A 21,075-nucleotide genomic window follows, 5' to 3' on the forward strand; every position below is an offset into this window, starting at 1 on the left:
TTATTGTATAGAAAGGGGGCGAGAGGTAAACGCACCTGAGCGTTCCTATGGTCTCACTTGCTGTTTACGAAGCTCGATAGAGAAAATAGCCGTATAGCGTATAAATGTGTCGAAGAGCACCATCTTAGGCGATACATAGCCTCTTATATGGCGGATGGCTTGTTCCGAAAGTTTGTAAAGATGCTGGATGTTTTGAGGTGTAACACATACTTTGATGCGGTTGAGCAGTCGCTGTTCGTCCGACGAACGTTGGGCTATCTCGCCTGGAGCTACACTTTCACGCAGTAATACTCGGAAGCACTCCTCGAAATATTCAATCATATTGATTGCTACGGCTCGCCCCTCTTTGTGTAACTGTTCGCTGAGTGTGCGGAATACAATAATCTCTTTGTTGAGCATTGCATTGGTAAGCATATCGAAGTAGGTCGTGTATTTCTTCTCAGCATTCTTGTTGTCGAGTATTCTTTTTGCTTTAAGTACCAGTCCTTGCGAGCGTTGTACAATGCTGTTGAGCCTATTATTGTCGAGTTGTGAGGGAGACCAACGAGTAATGGCTGCCCTCATTTCTACATTAGAGAGGGGAGTCATCTCGATAGATTGCATACGACTGTGTACTGTTTCCAAGAGTAAATCTGGTCGGAAAGAGACGGATATAAAGAGGGTGCGTTCGGGAGGTTCCTCCATCGTTTTAAGGAGTTTGTTGCTCGCCTCATCGTTCATCTTGTCAGGTTGATATATAATGATGCAACGATAAGAGGCATACCCTATGGTAAGACGTAGCTTTTGTTCAAGGGCATAGGCATCCTTACTATATATAATAGGCTGTTTATTCTCGGGATTGAGGGCTTGTAACCACTCTTCGCTTGCCCAGTAAACTCCTTGTTTTTGGAGCATCTCTCTCCATTGAGGTAAGTAGTTGTCCGAAGGGGTTTCGGCATCGGCAGAGTCGATAACAGGGTATATAAAGTGTACATCGGGATGCTCTAATTGGCTTATCATCTTGCACTGTGCACAAGTGCCACACGAGTCCCCATCCTGTGGATTAAGACAGTTGAGATACTGTACCCATGCCAGTGCCATAGCAATGCCAGGCATTCCATCTTGAATTTCTAGGAGGATGTTGTGGGGTATTTTTCGAGAGTGTGCCATAGAGCGCAGATGCTCTTTTAGGCTTTCATAGCCATCTATATCCTTAAACTGCATACCTCCCTCCCCTTTTTTCAGATTTTCTACCAATTTTTCTTGTACGAAGATACAAACTCTCTTTGAGGATAGAGATAGAAAGCTCTAAAGAAAGTACTAACTTCGCACTCAGGAAAAAAATATAGAGTATAAATTCCTTTCTTAAAGGGAAGGAAGACTTTTATAGAACAGATATTCACTAAATCAAATAAGAAACATGGCTAATCTAACCAAGATTGTAGAGTGTGTGCCCAATTTTAGCGAAGGGCGTGACAGAGAGAAGATTGAGAAAATCGTAAACCCCTTCCGCACTCGTAACGGAGTAAAGCTATTGAACTATAGCAATGACGAAGATCACAACCGCCTTGTGGTAACCGTAGTGGGCGAACCTGAACCTCTCAAAGAGGCTCTTCTCGAAGCGATTGGCGTAGCTGTTGAGGTTATAGACATGACAAAGCACTCTGGTCAGCACCCTCGTATGGGAGCCGTAGACGTAGTTCCCTTTATCCCTATCCGTAATATGGAGATGGAAGAAACTATTGAACTCTCTCGCGAAGTGGGACAAATCATCGGTGAAAAATATGGTATCCCTGTATTCCTCTATGAAAAATCGGCTACAGCTCCTCATCGTGAGAACTTGGCAAAAGTTCGCAAGGGAGAGTTTGAAGGCATGGCAGAGAAGGTACACGAAGCAGAATGGAAACCCGATTTTGGACCTGCAGATCGTCACGCTACAGCTGGTTGTGTAGCAGTGGGTGCTCGTATGCCTTTGGTCGCTTACAATGTGAACCTTAATACCAGCGATGTAGCTATTGCCGATGCCATTGCCAAAAAAGTACGTCACTTGGGTGGTGGACTCCGCTTCTGCAAGGCTATGGGTGTGGAGCTTACCGACCGTAAGGTAGCACAGGTTTCTATGAACCTTACAGATTATACCAAGACGGCTGTATACCGTGCACACGAAATGGTACGTATGGAAGCTAAACGCTATGGGGTGGAAATCATCGGTAGTGAAGTAATTGGGCTTCTTCCTATGGCTGCTCTGATTGATTGTGCCGAGTACTATTTGGGCATAGAAAACTTCTCGCACGATCAAATCCTCGAACTAAGAATGATGGAGTAATAACCCAAGTTTAGTTTAGGGTGTATTGATAAAAAAGAAGAGGAGGGAGTTAAACTTCAAAGACGAGGGTCTCTCTCCTCTTTTTGTTGGATAAATCTGAAAAAAATAATAGGATGAACCTCTATGTAAAAAATATAGGTCAGCTCGTAACCTGTCGAGGCAAGCAAGCAAAGCATGGAGCTGAAGCGATGAGAGACCTCTCGGTTGTCGAAGGACCTGCTGCTGTGGTTATCCGAGACGGTATTATCCGTTTTGCAGGAGCAGCGAAAGATTTAGACCTTTCCCTTACCGAGGGGTGCGAGGTGTGCGATGCTCAAGGTAATGCCGTATTGCCAGGTTTTGTCGATAGCCATACCCATTTGGTATTCGGAGGTTATAGAGAAGATGAGTTCCAGTGGCGCTTGGCAGGCGATAGCTATATGAGTATCATGGAGCGTGGTGGAGGCATTGCCAATACGATGCGTGCTACACGTACCACATCCATAGAAGATTTGGAGCGTTCGGCTCGTGCGCACTTGGATGCTATGTTATCCATGGGGGTTACTACCGCCGATGCGAAGAGCGGTTATGGTATGGATTTAGATACCGAGCTCAAGCAGTTAGAGGTAGTACAACGCTTGCAGAAGTCGCATCCCGTAGAGTTGTTTAGCACTTTTATGGGAGCGCATGATACGCCCGAGGAGTATAAGGGGCGTTCTACGGAGTACATTGATTTCATTATTCGAGAGGTACTTCCTGTGGTGCGTGAGCGTAACTTGGCAGAGTGTTGCGATATATTTACTGAAAAAGGGGTTTTCGACCATGCCCAAACCCGTCAGTTGCTCAATGCAGCACGAGCCATGGGCTTTAAACTAAAGATGCATGCAGATGAGATTGTACCCTTTGCAGGAGCAGAGTTAGCTGCCGAATTGGGCTGTCTCTCTGCCGACCACTTGTTGCAAATCTCCGATGAGGGTATCAAGGCTTTGGCGAACTCCAACACGGTAGCTACCTTGCTTCCCTGTACCGCTTTTAGTCTTAAGGCGGACTACGCTCCTGCCCGCAAGATGATAGATAACGGATGTGCCGTGGCTGTGGCGAGCGATTTGAACCCAGGTAGTTGCTTTAGTTCATCGGTGCCTCTTATGTTTGCTCTCTCTACGATATATATGGGAATGACTGTAGAAGAGGCGGTAACTGCACTAACCATTAATGGTGCTGCTGCCATAGATAGAGCCGACCGTATAGGAAGTATCGAAGAGGGTAAGCAGGGTGATTTGGTCATTTTACGCTTCCCCTCGTATAAATTCTTGTCTTATCACTTTGGTGTAAACCTTGTACGCTCTACCATCAAGAAGGGCGTAGTATATACAAATCATATCAATTAAGAAATAAAAGATAGTTATGCTAACAGAATTAACCGTAAAAGGTCTTTTGGCTGAAACCGCAGGCGAAGCTCCTGTGCCTGGAGGTGGTAGTATCTCTGCTCTCAATGGCGCTATTGCCGCAGCACTTACAGAGATGGTAGCCAACCTAACCGTTGGTAAAAAGAAATATGCAGAGGTAGAGGATGAGATGAAGGCTATTGCTGCCGATGTGGCTCCCATCCAGAAAGAACTTGTACTCGATGTTGATAGGGACAGTGATGCTTATGATGGTGTAGCGCAAGCCTTTAAGCTGCCCAAAGAAACCGATGAAGAGAAGGCTATTCGTTCTGCAGCGATACAAGAGAATACCAAAAAGGCTGCCCTCGTACCTATGGAAGTGGCTCGCCGTACCTCTACCTTGCTCCCTCGCATCGAAGCGGTGGTAGCACGTGGTAATCAAAACGCTGTTACTGATGGATGTGTAGCCATGATGTGTGCTCGAGTAGCCATTGTGGGCGCGCTCTTCAATGTACGCATCAATTTGACTTCACTCAAAGATGAGGCTTTTGTAGCCGAAATGAGAGCCGAAGCAGACCGCTTGGAAGCCGATGTTATGGCTCGTGAAGCGAAAGTAATCGAGTACACCAAAAAAGCGTGCGAATAAGTTATGGCAGATCATACGTTTTTTGTAGGCTCTGCTCCGCTGACTCTTGAGTTTTGCGCTCAATACTTAGAGGAGCGTTTCCCTTTGGCTCTTAGTGAAGAGGCAAAGGCACGCATCCAACACTGCCGTGACTATCTCGACAATAAAGTAAAGGAGAGCGATAAACCCATATACGGAGTAACCACAGGGTTCGGTTCACTCTGCAATAGAACCATATCTCCCGAACAGCTTACTACGCTACAAGAAAACTTGGTTAAGAGCCATGCTTGTAGTTGTGGTACAGAGGTGCACCCCGACATAGTGCGCCTAATGTTGCTTTTGAAGGCTCATGCTTTGCAGTTGGGTCATAGTGGAGTGCAGGTAGTTACCGTAGAGCGTATTTTAGATATGCTCAACAACGATGTATTGCCTATTGTTTACGACCGTGGTTCGCTCGGTGCTTCTGGCGATTTAGCTCCCTTGTCTAACCTTTTCCTCCCCTTGATTGGAGAGGGCGAAGTGCGCTATAAGGGCGAGAAGCGTGATGCCAAAGAGGTGTATGCCGAGTTGGGATTGAGCAAAGTAACCCTTAAAAGCAAGGAGGGATTGGCTCTGCTCAATGGTACTCAGTTTATGAGTTCGCACGGTGTATATGCACTCATCAAGGCTCGCCGTTTGGCGAATTTGGCAGATAGCTGCGCTGCTCTCTCTTTGGAGGCTTTTGATGGACTTGATGCCCCCTTCTCCGATGCGTTGCACATCATCCGTCCTCACAAAGGACAGCTTACAGTGGCACGTCACTTGAGAGCGTTGTTGGAGGGTAGTGAGCTTATCCGTCGCCCCAAAAAGCAGGTACAAGACCCTTACAGTTTCCGTTGCGTGCCTCAAGTGCATGGCGCTTCTCGTGATGCGATTGACTATGTAGAGAGCGTGGTAGTAACAGAGATTAACTCCGTTACGGACAATCCTACCGTCTTTCCCGATGAAGATTGCGTCGTTTCGGGTGGTAATTTCCACGGGCAACCTTTGGCGATTGTGTACGACTTCTTGGCGATTGCCTTGGCAGAGTTAGGAAACATTTCTGAGCGTCGTGTGGCCCAACTCATCTTGGGCTTGCGTGACTTGCCCGAGTTCCTCGTGGCTAATCCCGGTTTGAACTCAGGTTTCATGATCCCTCAGTATGCAGCCGCCTCTATGGTGAGCAAGAACAAGATGTATTGCTACTCGGCTGCTTCGGACAGCATCGTTTCGAGCAACGGACAAGAAGACCATGTCTCAATGGGAGCTAATGCGGCTACTAAGTTGCTCCCCATTATAGACAACTTGGAGCACATCTTCGCTATTGAGTTGATGAATGCGGCACAGGCACTCGAATTCCGTCGTCCTGCCAAGAGTTCACCTACTATCGAAGCTATGATGAGTGCCTTCCGTAGTGTTGTGCCTCGTGTAGAGGAAGATGTGGTGATGTACAAGCAAATTCAGGATGCTACCGAATTTGTTCGCTCGTACGACTTCCAATAAACCATAAAACTACTATCCGATAGACTTTAATCTGTGGGATAGATACAACAAGAGCCTGCGTAGATTTGCGGTCTATGCAGGCTCTTCTTTTATAGGCTGACAAGTCTTTTTGCACGTTCCCGATAGAGGGTAGAGTGGTGCCCCTCCAATCTCTTGAGTAATGCCTTCCAATACTTTGAGTAACTCCCTTTAATAGTTCGTGCAATGGGTGATTATTGTGCTGATTCAAAGGCTACTAACGCCTCATGAAAAAGGTATATACCTTTCTCTTGAAACCTCCCGTGCAAACTCTCGTAACCATCCGTGCAAACTTTTGCAACCTTCGAACCTTTCTCCTCTACCCCTTAACCTTTTAAGAATAGCCAGTTATACTTAATGGCTCTTCGACTTAGCTATCCCATTAAATATAATTAGAAGCGACGTTCAATTTCTTGAGCACCTTTGGAGCGACTGTTCGCTTTATCTTTCGCATTAGAAAATTTATAGGAAATAGATAGATAAAGAGTAGGATAAGAGTATCTATTGTTGAATGCAATGGAGTAGCCTACTCGATGGCTAACTCCCTTGTAGGCAGAGGAGACAAGATTTATACCTGCAACTGATAGGGATAAACGTCTATTGAGTAGAAAATAACTCATGCCTATACCTAAATCATATTGAGGTTCGATAGATGCAACGGTTGTATTTTTGCGTCCAGTGTACTCTCCCGATATATACCCTGTCCATGTACGACTTTTATTGAAGGTAAAATCTAAATACCCACTTAGTCCCCATTCATTGCCTTCTGTTTGGGGCAGGAGAGAGTGATGGGTTGAGGTATATTGACTCCAACCGTAATAACCGTCTATACTAGCGTTTATCCAGCTTAACTTATCAAAGTAGTATCCAGCTTCGAGTCCTAAAAATAGACTGTTTTGAGCATTTTCCATTTGGTATATACGTTCTCTCCTTGCATCGTTGATAGAGAAGTGATTAACCCTAACCCTCTTTTAGCCTTACCTTTGATGGATAGTGCTCTTTTGAAAGTATATCCTAAACTTGTGGTATAGTAAAGTTGAGGGCGTAGGTTTGTATTCCCTCGATAAAAAGAATATTCATTGATTTGCCATACAAATGGATTGAGGTCTTTGAATTTAGGGCGGTTAATAGAACTGTTGAATGAGAATGTAACTTGATGATTGGATGATAGAGTATAGCTGGTGTGTAGCAAGGGTAGCCACGCATTATTGTACATTGATACTTTGGGAATACCTGCTGTGTTTTTACCTATTTGTTGTAGAAGAGATTGGGTGCCGACATATGTTAGTCCTAATCGCATCCACCACCGTTCGCCCAATCGAAGCGTGCTACTTATGTAGGGAGTTAGTATCAATTCATCCCATTGTATACTGTTGCTTTGATGGGTTGTTGGACTGAGGTTTCTATGTTCGTTATGTGTCCTATAATTGGTCGTAAAACTCCAACTCCCCTTTATCCCAGTCTCCAGTAAGTATTTATGCTCCGAGTCTATATAGATAGAATAGTCATTATTTAAATTTACTCCAGAGGTGTTTATATCGTTGCCTTCTAAGTATTTCAAAAAAGGTGTGTTTTGAAAGAGTTCATACCCTACATAGTTTGTCTGAGAGCGATTGGTAAGATTGAAATAGGATAGCTCTGTCCAAACTTGGTGTCCTTTCTGCCCAAAGGAAGTCTCCCAATAGGCAGTTGCTGTTATACGTGGTTCGCTTGATTTGTAGCTATTTTGGTTATTTACTACACGTTCAGCCTTCCCTAATTGAGTCGATATTTCTCGACTCTCGAACTGATTGTTGTGTTTTTTCTTATTCCACGAGAAAGCTAACCCTATTAGTTTCTTGTCTCCATATTCATATTGCAAATTGCCGCGTATACCTTTATAATTGAATTGTCCCACAGAGGGGGTTTGTACTTTATATTGGTGTTGTCCTATTTGATATTCTTGTTGCTCTGAATATTCAGAGCCATTAAAGTTGATAGAGGGGGCAAGAGAGACAAAAACTCCCCGACGATTGTAATGTAGTGCTCCATAACCTCCAAAGCGAAAATTGTCTTTGCTCCCCCACATCTCTTCGGTGCCTATAATCCCTCCTATATACTCTTTGAATATAGAAGAGGTGTGTAGTATAATCATTGCTGTATTCCCATCAGGGTCATAACGAAGAGGGGGCTGAGTGATAACCTCTACTCGGTCAATTAGACCAGCATCGTATCCTTTAAGAACAGAGGCTATTTCGGATGCTTCTACACGCTGTAAGATGTTTCCTACCTTAACCAATACCTTATCTTTACCGATTACGGAAAGTTGATCTCCCTTTACTTGTACTCTGGGTATTGATTTTAACAAGTCAAGAGCATCGTTGCTTCGCTCTCTAAATTCTTTTACATTTACAACGAACCCATCAGGTTGTGTACGCACTCGGACAGCCTTGCCTTGAACGACCACTGTTTGAAGTTCTTGAGTGGTTTCTTGTAGAGTGATAGTGCCAAGATCCAGCTTCTCAGAAGTGATATGTATTTCTTTTGCGTAAAGAGCGTATCCAATGAAACTTACCCCTAAAATATAATCACCCTCAGGAATAACTAATGAAAATTCTCCATTGGTTCCACTTACAGTATGTTGGATGATTTCTTGAGTCGATAAATCTTTAACTAAGAAAATCGATGCTCCCGTTAATATGCCTTGATTATCTCGGATATTTCCAGAGATTGTCCCAATTAGATTTTGTGCAAGTAGAGTCGTTGTCCAGAGTAATACTGAAAGTAGAGTAAGTAACCTATACATAAATAAAGTAGGGAGAGTCTAAAGATACTTATTGATATTTTTTTTGTTGTTCTGACCTTTTAGGAAAATATTCATTCTGTTGAGCGTTGCATAGTTATTGTCATTATACAATACTTCTTGTTTCTTCTCAGTACTTCAAAACTATATAGAGGGCAAATTCGCTCTTTTTGAGGGGAATGTCAAACTCCCTATTTTGTCTTTTCAGCGGTACTCTACATCGAAAAATGTTACAGATCGAGTGGAGTCTTTCTCTGCAATGATGGGACCAGAAAAACGTCCTGATATGTATTTTGAGACGCTGTCAATCTTGTCAATTTGGAATGTGAACTCTTTATTTTTCCACGAAGAGTGGAAGTGCGAGTCGGGAAAAGCATCGTAGGGGTAAACATAGGGTTTGCCATTGATCTCAAATGCCACAAGTCCCACACCGAGTTGAGAGGCGGGAGGCATCTGAGCGAAAAATAGAGAATCTTCGTTGATGTTACGGATTTTTTCTGAGGAGAGCGTAACCATAAGCAGGAGTTGAAAACCAATAGGAGTACGGTGAGGAAAGCTCCTACTTTTACCATCTTTTTTGTCATAATGTTAGTGTGTTGTGTTTTTTTTTAGCACTTCAAAAGTATAGTTTTTTGTCAGAAAGTCAAACTTTTTTAGATTTCTTCTTCCTTAGTATATATGCAGACGCAAACTCCCATACGGCGACCCATCCCAATGCTTCTATTCGCCGTGCTACATCCACGTATAGAGCAGAGGTTAGGTAGGCGCTTGGGGCATCCAATTATCGAAAACCGTATTGCCTCAACTCTATTGTGTAACAGTCTCCTTTAGTTTGCTTATTTTTGCGCTTAGCTTTTGTGTCTTATATCTATAAAGATGCTTGTTGCTATTTGATATTTTAAGATTTAGAAGTAGATACATCTTGCCCATGGAATGGAAAGTATTTAGTAGAGCCAATCGAGTGGTAGGCTGGTTGGTGTTTTTGGTCGCAGCGGTTACTTACTTGATGACCATAGGACCTTCTGCCAGTATCTGGGATTGTGCGGAGTTTATCCTCTCTGCCCACAAGTTAGAAGTAGGGCATCCACCCGGTGCTCCTTTCTTTATGCTGGTCTACAATGTGGTGTCTCAATTTACCTCCGATCCTACTCAAGTAGCTTTTTACTGCAATGCAACGAGTGCTTTGTTGAGTGCTTTTACTATACTTTTCCTCTTTTGGACCATTACCCACATGGTGCGTAGACTCTTGGCTCCCGGTGTGCGTAGTGGGCATACTTTAGATGGTCAGGAGGCAAAACTCTCGTTAGGACAAGCCATTGCCGTACTCGCCTCGGGGATAGGGGGGGCTTTGCTTTTTACTTTTACCGATTCTTTTTGGTTTAGTGCTGTAGAGGCGGAGGTGTATGCCTTTAGTTCTTTCTTTACCGCCCTTGTTTTTTGGCTGATGTTGGAGTGGGAAGACCAAGCTGACAGAGAGGGGTCGGACCGCTGGTTGATACTTATAGCCTATTTCTTAGGTTTGAGCGTTGGGGTGCACTTGCTCAACCTGCTTTGCATCCCCGCCATGGCTTTGATTTACTACTACAAACGTTGGAAAACCCCCTCTGTTAAGGGTGCGTTGATAGCTCTTGTGCTCTCTTTCGTTACCATTGCAGTTATGATGTACGGCATTGTGCAGGGAGTACCCAAGTTGGGAGCTTCGATAGATAAGTTTGCCGTAAACTCTTTGGGGCTTTCGTTCAACTCTGGATTTATAGCCTACTTGCTATTTTTGCTCGCTCTCTTTGCGTGGTCTGTGGTAGAGTTTACTCGCCAGCGTAATCTCTTTCGTTGTCGTCTCTCTATCTTTCTAACGGCAACGTTTATGGGTATTCCTTTTATGACCGATAGCTTCTTCGTTTGGGCTATTTTGTTGGCGGGATTGGCTTACTTGATCTTTGGACTTAAACGTATCAACCTCTCTACGCTTTTTACCTTGCAGATGTCTCTCTTGGCAGTGTTGATAGGTTTCTCTTCCTATGGAGTTATATTGGTGCGTTCTGTTGCAGGTACCCCAATGAACCAAAATATGCCCAACACGGCATTGGTGCTCAAACGCTATCTCAATAGAGAGCAGTATGGTACTATTCCCCACATATCAGGACCAACCTTTGCCTCTAAGATGGTAGGCAGGGAAATGGGGAATGGTGTGTGGAGTCCAGCCCCTAAGAACTCTCCAGAGGATAAAGACCAGTATATCAAACTTTACGATGAGGAAAAAGCGGTCTACGATAAGAAAGTTTTCTTCCCTCGTGCTTTCTCTACGCAACCTGCTCATATATATGGCTATAACCTTTGGATGGGGCGTGCATATGACGATATGTCTCAGCCGACTTTTGGGCAGAATTTGCGCTACTTCTTCTCCTATCAATTAGGATATATGTATTGGCGTTACTTTGCTTGGAACTTCATCGGTAGACAGAATGATATACAAGGACATGGGGGGCGCATTAATGGAGGAGTGGCTACTGGGCTTCCTTTTGTAGACCGAATGATAATTGGAGATGCTCAGCAGTTGCCTGATTTTTTAACTGACAACAAGGCTCATAATGTTTATTACTTATTGCCTCTTTTGTTGGGGTTGCTAGGTATTGGCTTTCAGTTGATGCGAGGTGTTCGCGGGGCTCAGAGCTTTTGGGTAACTTTCTTTTTCTTCTTTATGACGGGGATTGCTATTGTCCTCTATATCAATCAGACAACGGGGCAACCTCGTGAGCGAGATTATGCCTATGCAGGTTCGTTCTATGCCTTCGCTATATGGATTGGTTTCGGGATAGCAGGTCTCTATTCCCTCTTGCAAAGGGCAAAGTTGTCTCCCCTCCCCAGTAGTGGTATTGCCTTAGTGGTAGCTCTTTTGGTACCCTTACAAATGGCTACCCAAAATTGGGATGATCATGATCGTTCAGGGCGTACCGTAGCTGCTGATTTTGGATACAATTTCTTGATGAGTTGTGAACCCAATGCCATTCTTTTCTGCTTTGGTGATAATGATACATTCCCCCTATGGTATGCGCAAGAAGTAGAGGGGGTTAGACCTGATGTGCTTACCGCTAATCTTAGCTATCTTTCGGACGAAAGGTATGTTGATCAGATGCGTAAGCAGTCGCATGAGGCTCAGCCGATGCCATTGCAGTATATGACGCCTCAGTTTTACTATCCCAATCCATTTGCTTATGTGCAGGAAAGTGGAGTGCAACAGGCGGGTAGTGCTTTACAGCGTATGGTACAACCTTTGCCTGCGTATGGTACGGCAGTATTGCCCACTAATCAATTGACAATACCTCTTGATTCACTCCAGATTGTAGAGGCATTCCCCCAGCTGAAAGGGATGTCTATCCCCTCTGAAATGTATATCTCACTGTCGGGTACGCGAGTGATAACAAGAGATAAAATGGCACTCTTAGACCTTTTGCAAACGAATAAGTGGAAACGTCCGATTCATTGGGCTAAATCTACCCCTATAGACGATGTCTTTGCCAACTTCCCCAATCACCTCTCTTCGAATGGAGTGGTTTACAGGGTGAATCCTATTGAAACGAAGGGAACTCTTCAAGAGATAAATGTAGACAAAGAGTATGATTTAGTAATGAATAAGTATCGTTGGTTTGGAGCTTCTGATCCCGATATTTACTACGACGATTATATTCGCGGTACTATTCGATACTATTACAGAGGAGTTCTTTTCCCAAATTTGGTACAGGCATTATTGCAGAGAGGCGATAAGGAACGTGCTCAGAAGGTTTTGAAAAAATGCTTCCAAGAGTTGCATCCTAAGGCTATTCCTTATACAAGAGCCGATATTCCTTTGGCGATTGCTTGCTATGATGCCGAGATGCGAGAGCAAGCCGATGAAATAGCTAAGGCGGTGCTTGAAAGTAATATGCGTACCATACGCTGGGCTATGGAGTTGTATAGAGGCAATAAGGCGGCACAAGCTGTGTTTTTCGATATTTATCAAGATCAAACTTTTGAAAATGCTTTGAATGCGGCGCAAACTGTTGCTGTTTTGGCACGTCGCTATGGTTCTTCGATAGCGACCCCGTATGAAAAAGAGTTAGCCCTTTATCTTACAGCTATTTATGGTGCGCCAGAGCAATCCCTTCCAGACAATGTAGCAACAGGGCAAGGAGGCTTGGAGGAGAGTCTTGAAAATAATCAAGTGCAAGAATAAGATAGAGTTTCCTCCCTTTAGCCTTGTGGCGATTGAATGAAAAAACCTACTTTTGTAGGCAGGAGATAAGAATTGAACAGACTTAGATTTATACATATTATATATGGCAACAACTGCTGACTTTAGAAATGGTATGTGCCTTGATATCGATGGGCAATACTTCTTTATTATTGAATTCTTGCACGTAAAGCCAGGTAAAGGTCCTGCTTTTGTGCGTACTAAGCTCCGTAACGTAGCTACGGGTCGTGTACTGGACAAAACATGGAACAGTGGTGTTAAGGTAGAGGAGGTGCGTATCGAGCGTCGTCCCTATCAGTTCCTTTACAAAGATGAAATGGGCTACAATTTTATGCATCCAGAGACCTTTGAACAGATTTCAATTCCTGGAGATAGCATCGAGGGAGTGCAATTTCTCAAAGATGGAGATATGGTAGAGGCTATGGTGCATGCCGAGAGCGAAACCGTACTTACTTGTGAATTGCCAGCACATGTTGTGCTCCGTGTAACTTATACCGAACCCGGTATAAAGGGAGATACCGCGACTAATGCATTGAAGCCCGCTACTCTTGAGACTGGAGCAGAGGTTCGTGTGCCTCTTTTCATTCAAAACGATGAGTTAATAGAGATTGATACACGAGACGGCTCCTATATAGGACGTGTCAAGGAATAATTAAAACTTCGGCAAATCCTCTGTGTAACACCTCTCTGTTGGGTGTGCTAAGTCTCTCAATTTAGAAAGTCCTCTTTATAATTATTAAGGGGTATTTCGCTTGTGGGATAGTTATAAATTAGTATATTTGCTGGCAATACTTGTTTAACGATTGTAAATGTTTTTCAAAAAACGTGCTTCTTAAATAGGTATGCGCGTGGGGCAGAGTGCTTATGCGAGCAGGTAGAACTATTCGGGAGTAGAGATTGCTCCTGTTGAGAGACTGCTTGGAGAATAGGGGTATTCTATTCGAGATAGAATGGTGAGAAGTCCCTCCTCTGGATTAAAGATGGAAGAAATAGAAAAAGATAACTAATTAGTAAAACGGAAAAAGAAATGTCTATGAAAAGATTGGCACTATTCTTCCTAACCCTCATGATGGGTTTGGGATGGGCTGTAGCCCAGAATAGGACAGTGACAGGTACCGTTGTGTCTTCTACGGACAACGAACCTCTCATTGGCGCAAGTGTTGTAGTAGTGGGGCAACCTACTATTGGTACTACAACTGATTTTGATGGTAAGTTCAAACTCTCTGTACCCGCTAATGCTAAGAAATTGAGATTTTCTTACGTAGGGATGCAGGCACAAGAACATGACATCGAAAATGTAATGAACATCGTCTTGAGCGATAGCAAAGACTTAGATGTAGTTGTTGTCGTAGGTTATGGTTCTGGACAGAAGTTGAGCACTGTGTCTGGATCTGTGGCACGTGTATCTGGCGAAAAGTTGGAGAACAAGCCTGTGGCAAACGTTATGGACGGTCTCCAAGGTCAAGTAGCAGGTATGCAAGTTGAGACAGGTTCTGGTGACCCTAACGCAGTAGCTTCTGTACAAATCCACGGTAACGCTTCTTTGGGAGCTGGAGGTTCTCCTCTTTATATCGTAGACGGAGTGCAAACTTCTGCAGGTGTGGTTATGGCGATGAACCCCAGCGACTTTGAGTCTATCACAGTATTGAAAGATGCTTCTTCAACATCTATTTATGGTGCTCGTGCTGCTAACGGTGTTATCGTTATTACTACTAAAAGAGGTAAACTTAACCAGGATGGTCAAATCTCTGTAAGTACCATGTATGGTGTTTCTTCTCTTATCAGCCGTCGTCCTTTTGAGCATATCATGTCTGCTCAAGAGTTGCTCAAATATCAAATGAAACATCGTGTCAGCCAAAATGATGGTGCCGTGCCTGGGTCTGAATTCTTAAAAGGATTTAAGGGAACTGCTTTTGCTGGTGAAGTAGACTCAGATGGCAACTATACAGGTAAGGTACTTCGCGAGTATGATTGGTTGAATGTGTTTATGGGTAAACATGCTCCTACATTCCAGACAGATATGTCTATTGCTGGTGGTAGTGACAATGTTTCTTACTATGTTTCTGGAGGTTATTTCTCTCAAGAAGGTATCTCTGCAGAGACATCTCGTTATAGAAAATTCAACATTCGTAGTAATATCGATGCTCGTGTTAAGGAGTGGCTTCGTGTAGGTATGAATGTTTCTGGAGGTTTGGTTCAACAAGAAGCCAGTAGCTTCCAAGGTAGTGCTTATGTAAATAGCGGTACTTTTGCTGCTCTTACTATTCCTGCTTATTATAGTCCTTTTGCTAAAGATGCAAATGGAAACGATATGAACGAATATGCTCGTTATATCCGTCTCCATAAATCTTACCCAGTATTGACAAATGCTACTCTTTATCTCCCAAGTGTTGCTAATGAGACAAGCTTGTCAAAGGGAACCAGCTATCGTTTGAATGCTTCTGGATATGCTCAGTTGCGTCCTATCGAGGGCTTGACTTTGAAAACACAAGCAGGTGTTGATATGATTTTCGGAAGAGATCAGAGACTTGTTTACCCTGAAAATCCAGATGTAAATGGTCTTGGCTTTAACCGTCAATCTTATGACAACAGTAACACACTTACTTGGACCAATACGGCAGAGTATAAGTTCAAAGTTAAAGAAGACCATGACTTTACAGCTCTTCTTGGACAAGAATTTGTAGACAACCGAAGCGAAGGCTTTACTGCTATGGCTCGTGGTCTCCGTAACCGTGACTATATGTTCTTAGGTCATGGGCAGTTGGCTCATTCCTCGTTCGTCCTTCTCAATCATCTTCTGCTTATGCTTACTTCTCTCTCTTTGCTCGTTTGAACTATACGTTCAAGGATTACATGGCATTCGATGTTACTGTTCGTAACGACCGCTCTTCGAGATTTGGACGTAATCACCAAGCAGCTACATTCTTCTCTGTAGGAGCTATGTACGATTTCCTCCGTTCAGGATTGGTTGATGATAAGGGGCTTATTAGTACTCTCCGCTTGAAAGCTAACTACGGTACGCAGGGTAACTCTTCAATTCCTTTGTATGCTTCTGAGGCTTTGACGGGTACTATTAATTATACAGAAGAACTTGCTTTCGGTGTTACTTCAATCGGTAACCCAGACCTCGCTTGGGAGCGTCAAGGTATGTTCAGCGTAGGGGTAGATTATGGTATGTGGGATAACACTCTTACTGTAGATCTTGCTTACTACAACCGTAAGACTACTGACATGCTTATGAATGTCCCTCTCCCTTATTCTACAGGGTACGGAGCTCGTTGGCAAAATGTTGGAGCCATGACGAACCAAGGTATTGACCTTACTCTTCAATATAATTTCTTGCGTTTGAAAGATTGGAATGCTTATGTTAGTGCTACTTTCAACTACAATGATGAGCGTATCGATAAGTTGTTCAGCGATAAGACCAATAAAGAAGGTTATGCTATTACCAATCTTATGAAATACAATGTCGGCAAGCCTATTGTTTACCATATTCCTGTTTTTGCTGGTATTAATGAAAATACAGGTAAACAAATGTGGTATGACAAAGATGGAAATAAGACAGACGTTTATAGCAGTGACTTGAGACAAGATATTGATTATGCTCGTATTTCTGCTCCTATTTCAGGTGGGGTGTCAATGGGTGTAACTTGGAAGAACCAACTCTCTTTCAATATGGATTGGACTTTCACAGCAGGAGCTTATACATTCAATAACGACCGCTTCTTCCTCGAAAACAACGTGTATGGTTTTAGTATGATGAACCGTTCTAAGAAATTGTTGGATGAGTGGACAGAAGATAATCCAAAGGGAACAGTTGCTAAATTTGGAGAGGATTTGGTTGTAGACACACGTCTTCTTGAAAATACTTCTTACCTTCGTTTGAAGAATATCCAGCTCGCTTATACTTTCCCAAAAACTCTTTTAGGAAGTCAGAAGATAATTTCAGGTGTTAAGGTGTACGTTTCTTCTCGTAACCTTCTTACCTTCGTAGACAAGAGCTACACTGGTTTCGATCCAGAAGCAGGTGGTGGAGTTTCTTTGAATGCCTTCCCAAATACTCGTCAGTTTGTTGGAGGTCTTCAGTTAATGTTCTAAACTCTTAAGTAGAAGAATAAACAAATGAAAAAAATAGCATATTTACTGTCAGCCATAGTTTTACTGGCTACTACATTTGTGTCTTGCGATGTTACTCGCAAGCCTGAGGTTACTCCAGAGCAAGGTCCTTTTAGAACGCTTGTTATGGCTCAGCAAAATAGAGATGCTCTCTACGCTCTTTTGAGAAGTGCAGAGTCTCCTAATACCTTGAACGCAGCTGATGTACAGAGTGACCTCTATCACCTTACGTTCCTTGATAATAACTCTATGAATGGTCTCTATAATTGGCGTCGTCAGTCTGTAACAGACCATGATATGATTGTAAGTTATTACGGAGCTTTCTATAGCGTATTGATGCAAGCCAACTACTTTTTGTGGCGTGCGCAAGAGCTTTTGGATAGCCAAGAATATACCCTGAAAGAGCCAGAACGCAAGCTTTTGGAGCAATATATAGGAGAAGTTAAAGTAATGAGAGCTTTAGCTCACTGGCGTTTGGTAATCCGTTTCTCGAAGCCTTGGGATGGTACTACAGACAATGACCAATACTCTGGTATTATCCAAATCTTGAGCTACGATCCTATTGCTCGTGCATCTGATCCGAAAGCTTCTCGTGCAGAGGTATACAAACAGGCTATTAAGGACTTGGATGAAGCTATTGCTGCTATTCCAGAGAGTGCTAACAAGGATGTAAAACCTGCTGTTTACATTACACGTGATTACGCTTATGCTGTTAAAGCTCGTGTGTGCCTCTTTATGCAAGACTGGCAGGGGGCTGCAGACGCAGTAGAGAACTTCATAGGAAATTACTCCTTGACAAGAATGACTGGTAATAGAACTGATGATGTTACAGCTTTGAATCGTCTTTGGAGAACGGAAGACAGTGACGAAATTATGATTCGTCTCTATACAACTCCTCAGTTTGGTGCTGTAACTAGCTTCTTGTATGCAGGTAGTACAGGGATGGCTTACCTTAACCCTGAGGATAAGGAACAGACAAGAGTACACTTCCTCACTCCTTACCTTGTACTTGAAAAATGGGTATGCGATTTGTACGAAGATAGTGATATCCGTAAGGAAGTTTATACTGGATCACGTTCTTTCTATAGAGAAGACTATACCGTTATTCCTTTCCGTTCGGTAACAAAGCATGAAGGTAATCCTTCTTTAGACCAAGACAAGAAAATCCGTGAAGATAAGTTTGGGGTACACTTGTTCAATGTTGGAGAGGCTTACTTGATTAAGGCTGAGGCTTTGGTTAATCTTAATAGAACTGCTGATGCCCGTACAGCTTTGAGAGATCTTCGTGCAGCTCGTGGTTTGACCACTTCTGACGATGACTATGCTACGAGAGATCAAGTTTATGCTCTTCTTCGCGACGAACGTGTACGCGAGCTTGTGGCTGAGGGATGGCGTTTGAACGACTTGCTTCGTTGGGGACAACCTCTTCAACGTAGCGAACAACAGCCAGAAATGGAAAAGATTCAGCAAGCTTTTGGTGAAGAGTTCATCGTGCATAAAGAAGGTCGTCTCTTGCAAAAAGATCCTAAGACAGAGCAAATGTTCGTATGGGAATTCCCAACACGTGACCTTGAAAACAATACTAACTTGAGTGAGAACCGTAACTGGAAGTAATCAGGTCTATTGAATATTATTGGAGTGTGGGTGTCTCTCTTTATAGAGAAGGCACCCATTCTCTTTTTAGATAGATGTTCTCTTGTTTTGTCAGAAATCATTTCCGATATTTGTACCTATTCGAGCTTTATAAACAATGGTCTTTTATTCATTTTTTGTTTCAAGTTCTAATGATAAGAGCCATAGATCTTACATACTTTTTTAAGACAATATCACAATGAATCGATTATTCTATCTCGTCGTGGCAATAACACTTAGTTTATTGCCTCATCAAGTTCAAGCTCAAGATTTTTGGACGATAACAAACACCGCAAATACCTCTTCTGGATTGCCCAGTGATGAAGTCCTTTCAATACAATTTGATAGGAATGGCAAACTATGGATAGGAACTAATTTGGCATTGGCTTCATTCGATGGCACTAATTGGAAAGTGTATGGAGAGGAAGATGGCCTTACTTGGGGTAATGTGCGATTAGGAAAACTACGTATCGACTCCAAGCAAAATGTTTGGATTTGCTCTGAAGAAGCTGGCCTTGCTCGTGTAGGTGCTGATGGAAAAGTAACGATGTTTCTTGAATCGGAGGAGTTGGATGATGCACATATTGCCAGTAATATCCTCTTTGATATCGTCGAAGACGAGAAGGGAGGTTTTTGGATTTCTAACTGGGCTCAGATGGGTACTACGCTTTCTTATCTTTCTCCCGAGGGTAAGTTCACGCATTACCATTTTACTACTTTGGGCAATAATCCTTTTGATAAACTCCTTTCGTTGGCTTATGATAAGCAAACGAAGACACTCTATGGAGGTTCTCTTTTCCAAGGTGTGGTAAAATTTGATGGACAACTTTTTACTCCTATTACTGAAAACTACCAGACTGCTGTTTCGGATTTGTTGATTGATGAGGGTAATCGTTTACTTTACGGAGCCAGTGATATAGGGCTTATTCGCTATGAATTGGAAGGAGAGAAAACGGTCAAACTGCTGACTACGGAGGAGGGATTGCCCGATAACTTTACCACATCTGTTGCTATTGCTAAAGATGGTAGTTTGTGGGTTGGTACAGATGGAGCTGGAGTAGCTCACATAAAAGAGGGAAAATCGACTATTTATAATACCACCAATGGCCTTAGCTCGAATGACATCTATTCTATAGCCTTCAATCCCCAAAATGAGATTTACTTTGGTACGCACATAGGAGGTATTTGTTATAGAGATACCAATGATGTTTGGCATTATATGACTTCTTCGGGGTTGGCAAGTAACGATGTGGTGGATATGCTTTTTAACTTCGGAGGTAAGGATTGGTATGCTACGGTGGCTGGGCTTTCTTCTTTTGATGGGAAACTTTGGAAAAACTATACGCTTAAGGGGGAAGACGGAAAGGGGTTTCCTTCGAATTATATTGCCACAGTTTGCCCCAATCTGAATGATGAAACTCAGAAAACTCTTCATGTGGGAACAAAAGGAGGTGTTGCTACCCTTAATCTCGAAACGAATAGTTGGACTACCTATCCCGTAGAGGCAAAGGATAAGGAGGGTAACCCTGTTTTTCCAAAAATAAAGGCCTACCAATTTGAGAAAGATAAGATATGGCTCTGTACTTTCGGCGCACAATTAGGTTTTGGGATACTTGATTTGACGACAAAGGAATATCGCTTCTATACCGATAAAAATTTGGATGTATTGCCCAAAGGGTGTAATTCGTTCTTTGAAATAAAGCAAGCTCCAGATGCTTCGGTATGGATAGGCTCAGTAGATGGAGCATTAGTTTATAAGGACGGAGCTTATAGGATGATAGATTTTACCACAGAAACCGAGATGGTCAATCCTAATACAGGAGCTGCTGAAACCGTAAAAGACAATAATGTTCGCAATTTTGCTTTTGCTCCTGATGGAAAAGTATGGGTGAGTAAGCTAAGTGGTCTCGTTATCTACGATCCTGTAACAGATACAAAGGTGCATGAGACAGGACCGGTAGATAATCCTATGTCTATTTTGACCTCTATTGTGTTTGATGGTGAGGGAAATGCTTTTATCGGTACATTACTTGATGGTTTGTTCCTCAGGACAAAAAATGGAGTCTACAAACATCTTGGAACGAATTATGGATTGAGTAATAAGTTGATGGTTTACAATACTTATTTCCGAGATGAACATCTTGTCCTCACTACAGATGCAGGAGTTTTTGTAGCTCATAAACCGAAAGATATTGTAGAAAAGGCTCTTTCTTTGAATTCAATGCCCGAAGAGGATCGCTTATTTCATCTTTATCCTAATCCGTCAGATAACATTGTTTATTTCCCAAAATCAACTCTTTCCTATACACTTTATACACAGAGTGGTCAGCTGATCCGTTCGGGAAACGCTCATCCCATTGAGCAGATTGAGGTAGGAAGCTTGCCCAGAGGAGTGTATTTCGTGAAGTATCAAGTACAAGGTATTTGGGTGGTAGAGAAACTTGTCGTGAAGTAACTCCCGATGATACTTCTATCCGTCCCTCT

The 21,075-nt window shown here is 42.9% G+C and carries 14 protein-coding genes; 10 read left to right on the top strand and 4 right to left on the bottom strand.

The features are described 5' to 3' along the window. Nucleotides 1-45: 45 nt before the first annotated feature. A complete protein-coding gene (locus JCM15907_RS03440; protein WP_025842727.1) occupies nucleotides 46-1,203 on the bottom strand; it encodes a DNA polymerase III subunit in 1,158 nt (385 codons plus the stop codon). A 196-nt stretch (nucleotides 1,204-1,399) separates the two neighbouring features. On the opposite strand from JCM15907_RS03440, the gene ftcD reads away from it, so the two are divergent. From ftcD to hutH, 4 genes are all read left to right on the top strand, one after another. Continuing rightward, on the top strand, nucleotides 1,400-2,305 hold the full coding sequence (ftcD, locus tag JCM15907_RS03445) for a glutamate formimidoyltransferase (RefSeq protein ID WP_025842728.1): 906 nt from the start codon (nucleotides 1,400-1,402) through the stop codon (nucleotides 2,303-2,305). 113 nt (nucleotides 2,306-2,418) lie between these two features. After that, complete coding sequence (gene hutI, locus JCM15907_RS03450) at nucleotides 2,419-3,672, top strand: imidazolonepropionase (protein ID WP_025842729.1); 1,254 nt, start codon at nucleotides 2,419-2,421, stop codon at nucleotides 3,670-3,672. A gap of 16 nt (nucleotides 3,673-3,688) precedes the next feature. Then, the gene (locus tag JCM15907_RS03455) at nucleotides 3,689-4,315 is read left to right on the top strand and encodes a cyclodeaminase/cyclohydrolase family protein (protein ID WP_025842730.1); all 627 of its coding nucleotides are present in this window, start codon (nucleotides 3,689-3,691) and stop codon (nucleotides 4,313-4,315) included. A gap of 3 nt (nucleotides 4,316-4,318) precedes the next feature. Further along, the gene (hutH, locus tag JCM15907_RS03460; protein ID WP_025842731.1) at nucleotides 4,319-5,815 is read left to right on the top strand and encodes a histidine ammonia-lyase; all 1,497 of its coding nucleotides are present in this window, start codon (nucleotides 4,319-4,321) and stop codon (nucleotides 5,813-5,815) included. Between the two features lie 410 nt (nucleotides 5,816-6,225). Here hutH and JCM15907_RS13590 read toward each other — a convergent pair whose 3' ends face one another. The 3 genes from JCM15907_RS13590 to JCM15907_RS03470 form a co-directional block, all read right to left on the bottom strand. Further along, the gene (locus JCM15907_RS13590) at nucleotides 6,226-6,744 is read right to left on the bottom strand and encodes an outer membrane beta-barrel protein (RefSeq protein ID WP_277906873.1); all 519 of its coding nucleotides are present in this window, start codon (nucleotides 6,742-6,744) and stop codon (nucleotides 6,226-6,228) included. Continuing rightward, on the bottom strand, nucleotides 6,714-8,618 hold the full coding sequence (locus tag JCM15907_RS10525; RefSeq protein ID WP_277906874.1) for an outer membrane beta-barrel protein: 1,905 nt from the start codon (nucleotides 8,616-8,618) through the stop codon (nucleotides 6,714-6,716). The genes JCM15907_RS13590 and JCM15907_RS10525 overlap by 31 nt, the downstream gene beginning before the upstream one ends. Nucleotides 8,619-8,819: 201 nt before the next feature. Continuing rightward, on the bottom strand, nucleotides 8,820-9,131 hold the full coding sequence (locus JCM15907_RS03470) for a hypothetical protein (RefSeq protein WP_025842732.1): 312 nt from the start codon (nucleotides 9,129-9,131) through the stop codon (nucleotides 8,820-8,822). 412 nt (nucleotides 9,132-9,543) lie between these two features. On the opposite strand from JCM15907_RS03470, the gene JCM15907_RS03475 reads away from it, so the two are divergent. The 6 genes from JCM15907_RS03475 to JCM15907_RS03495 all read left to right on the top strand — a co-directional run bounded on the left by JCM15907_RS03475 (nucleotide 9,544) and on the right by JCM15907_RS03495 (nucleotide 21,046). Beyond that, nucleotides 9,544-12,825: a glycosyltransferase family 117 protein gene (locus JCM15907_RS03475; protein WP_025842733.1), complete on the top strand. Its 3,282-nt coding sequence runs from the start codon at nucleotides 9,544-9,546 to the stop codon at nucleotides 12,823-12,825. A 103-nt stretch (nucleotides 12,826-12,928) separates the two neighbouring features. Next, nucleotides 12,929-13,495: an elongation factor P gene (gene efp / locus JCM15907_RS03480; protein ID WP_025842734.1), complete on the top strand. Its 567-nt coding sequence runs from the start codon at nucleotides 12,929-12,931 to the stop codon at nucleotides 13,493-13,495. A gap of 381 nt (nucleotides 13,496-13,876) precedes the next feature. Then, nucleotides 13,877-15,676, top strand: a complete 1,800-nt coding sequence (locus JCM15907_RS13315; protein ID WP_051522357.1) for a SusC/RagA family TonB-linked outer membrane protein — start codon at nucleotides 13,877-13,879, stop codon at nucleotides 15,674-15,676. Further along, nucleotides 15,673-16,941, top strand: a complete 1,269-nt coding sequence (locus JCM15907_RS13320) for a TonB-dependent receptor domain-containing protein (RefSeq protein WP_242396789.1) — start codon at nucleotides 15,673-15,675, stop codon at nucleotides 16,939-16,941. The genes JCM15907_RS13315 and JCM15907_RS13320 overlap by 4 nt, the downstream gene beginning before the upstream one ends. A gap of 24 nt (nucleotides 16,942-16,965) precedes the next feature. After that, nucleotides 16,966-18,573 (top strand): RagB/SusD family nutrient uptake outer membrane protein, encoded by a 1,608-nt coding sequence (locus JCM15907_RS03490; RefSeq protein WP_025842735.1) that lies wholly within the window; start codon nucleotides 16,966-16,968, stop codon nucleotides 18,571-18,573. Nucleotides 18,574-18,790: 217 nt separating this feature from the next. Next, nucleotides 18,791-21,046, top strand: coding sequence for a two-component regulator propeller domain-containing protein (locus tag JCM15907_RS03495; RefSeq protein ID WP_025842736.1), 2,256 nt, complete (start codon nucleotides 18,791-18,793; stop codon nucleotides 21,044-21,046). Nucleotides 21,047-21,075 lie beyond the last annotated feature (29 nt).

The organism is Porphyromonas gingivicanis JCM 15907, from assembly GCF_000614585.1.
GTDB classification, from domain to species: Bacteria; Bacteroidota; Bacteroidia; order Bacteroidales; family Porphyromonadaceae; genus Porphyromonas; species Porphyromonas gingivicanis.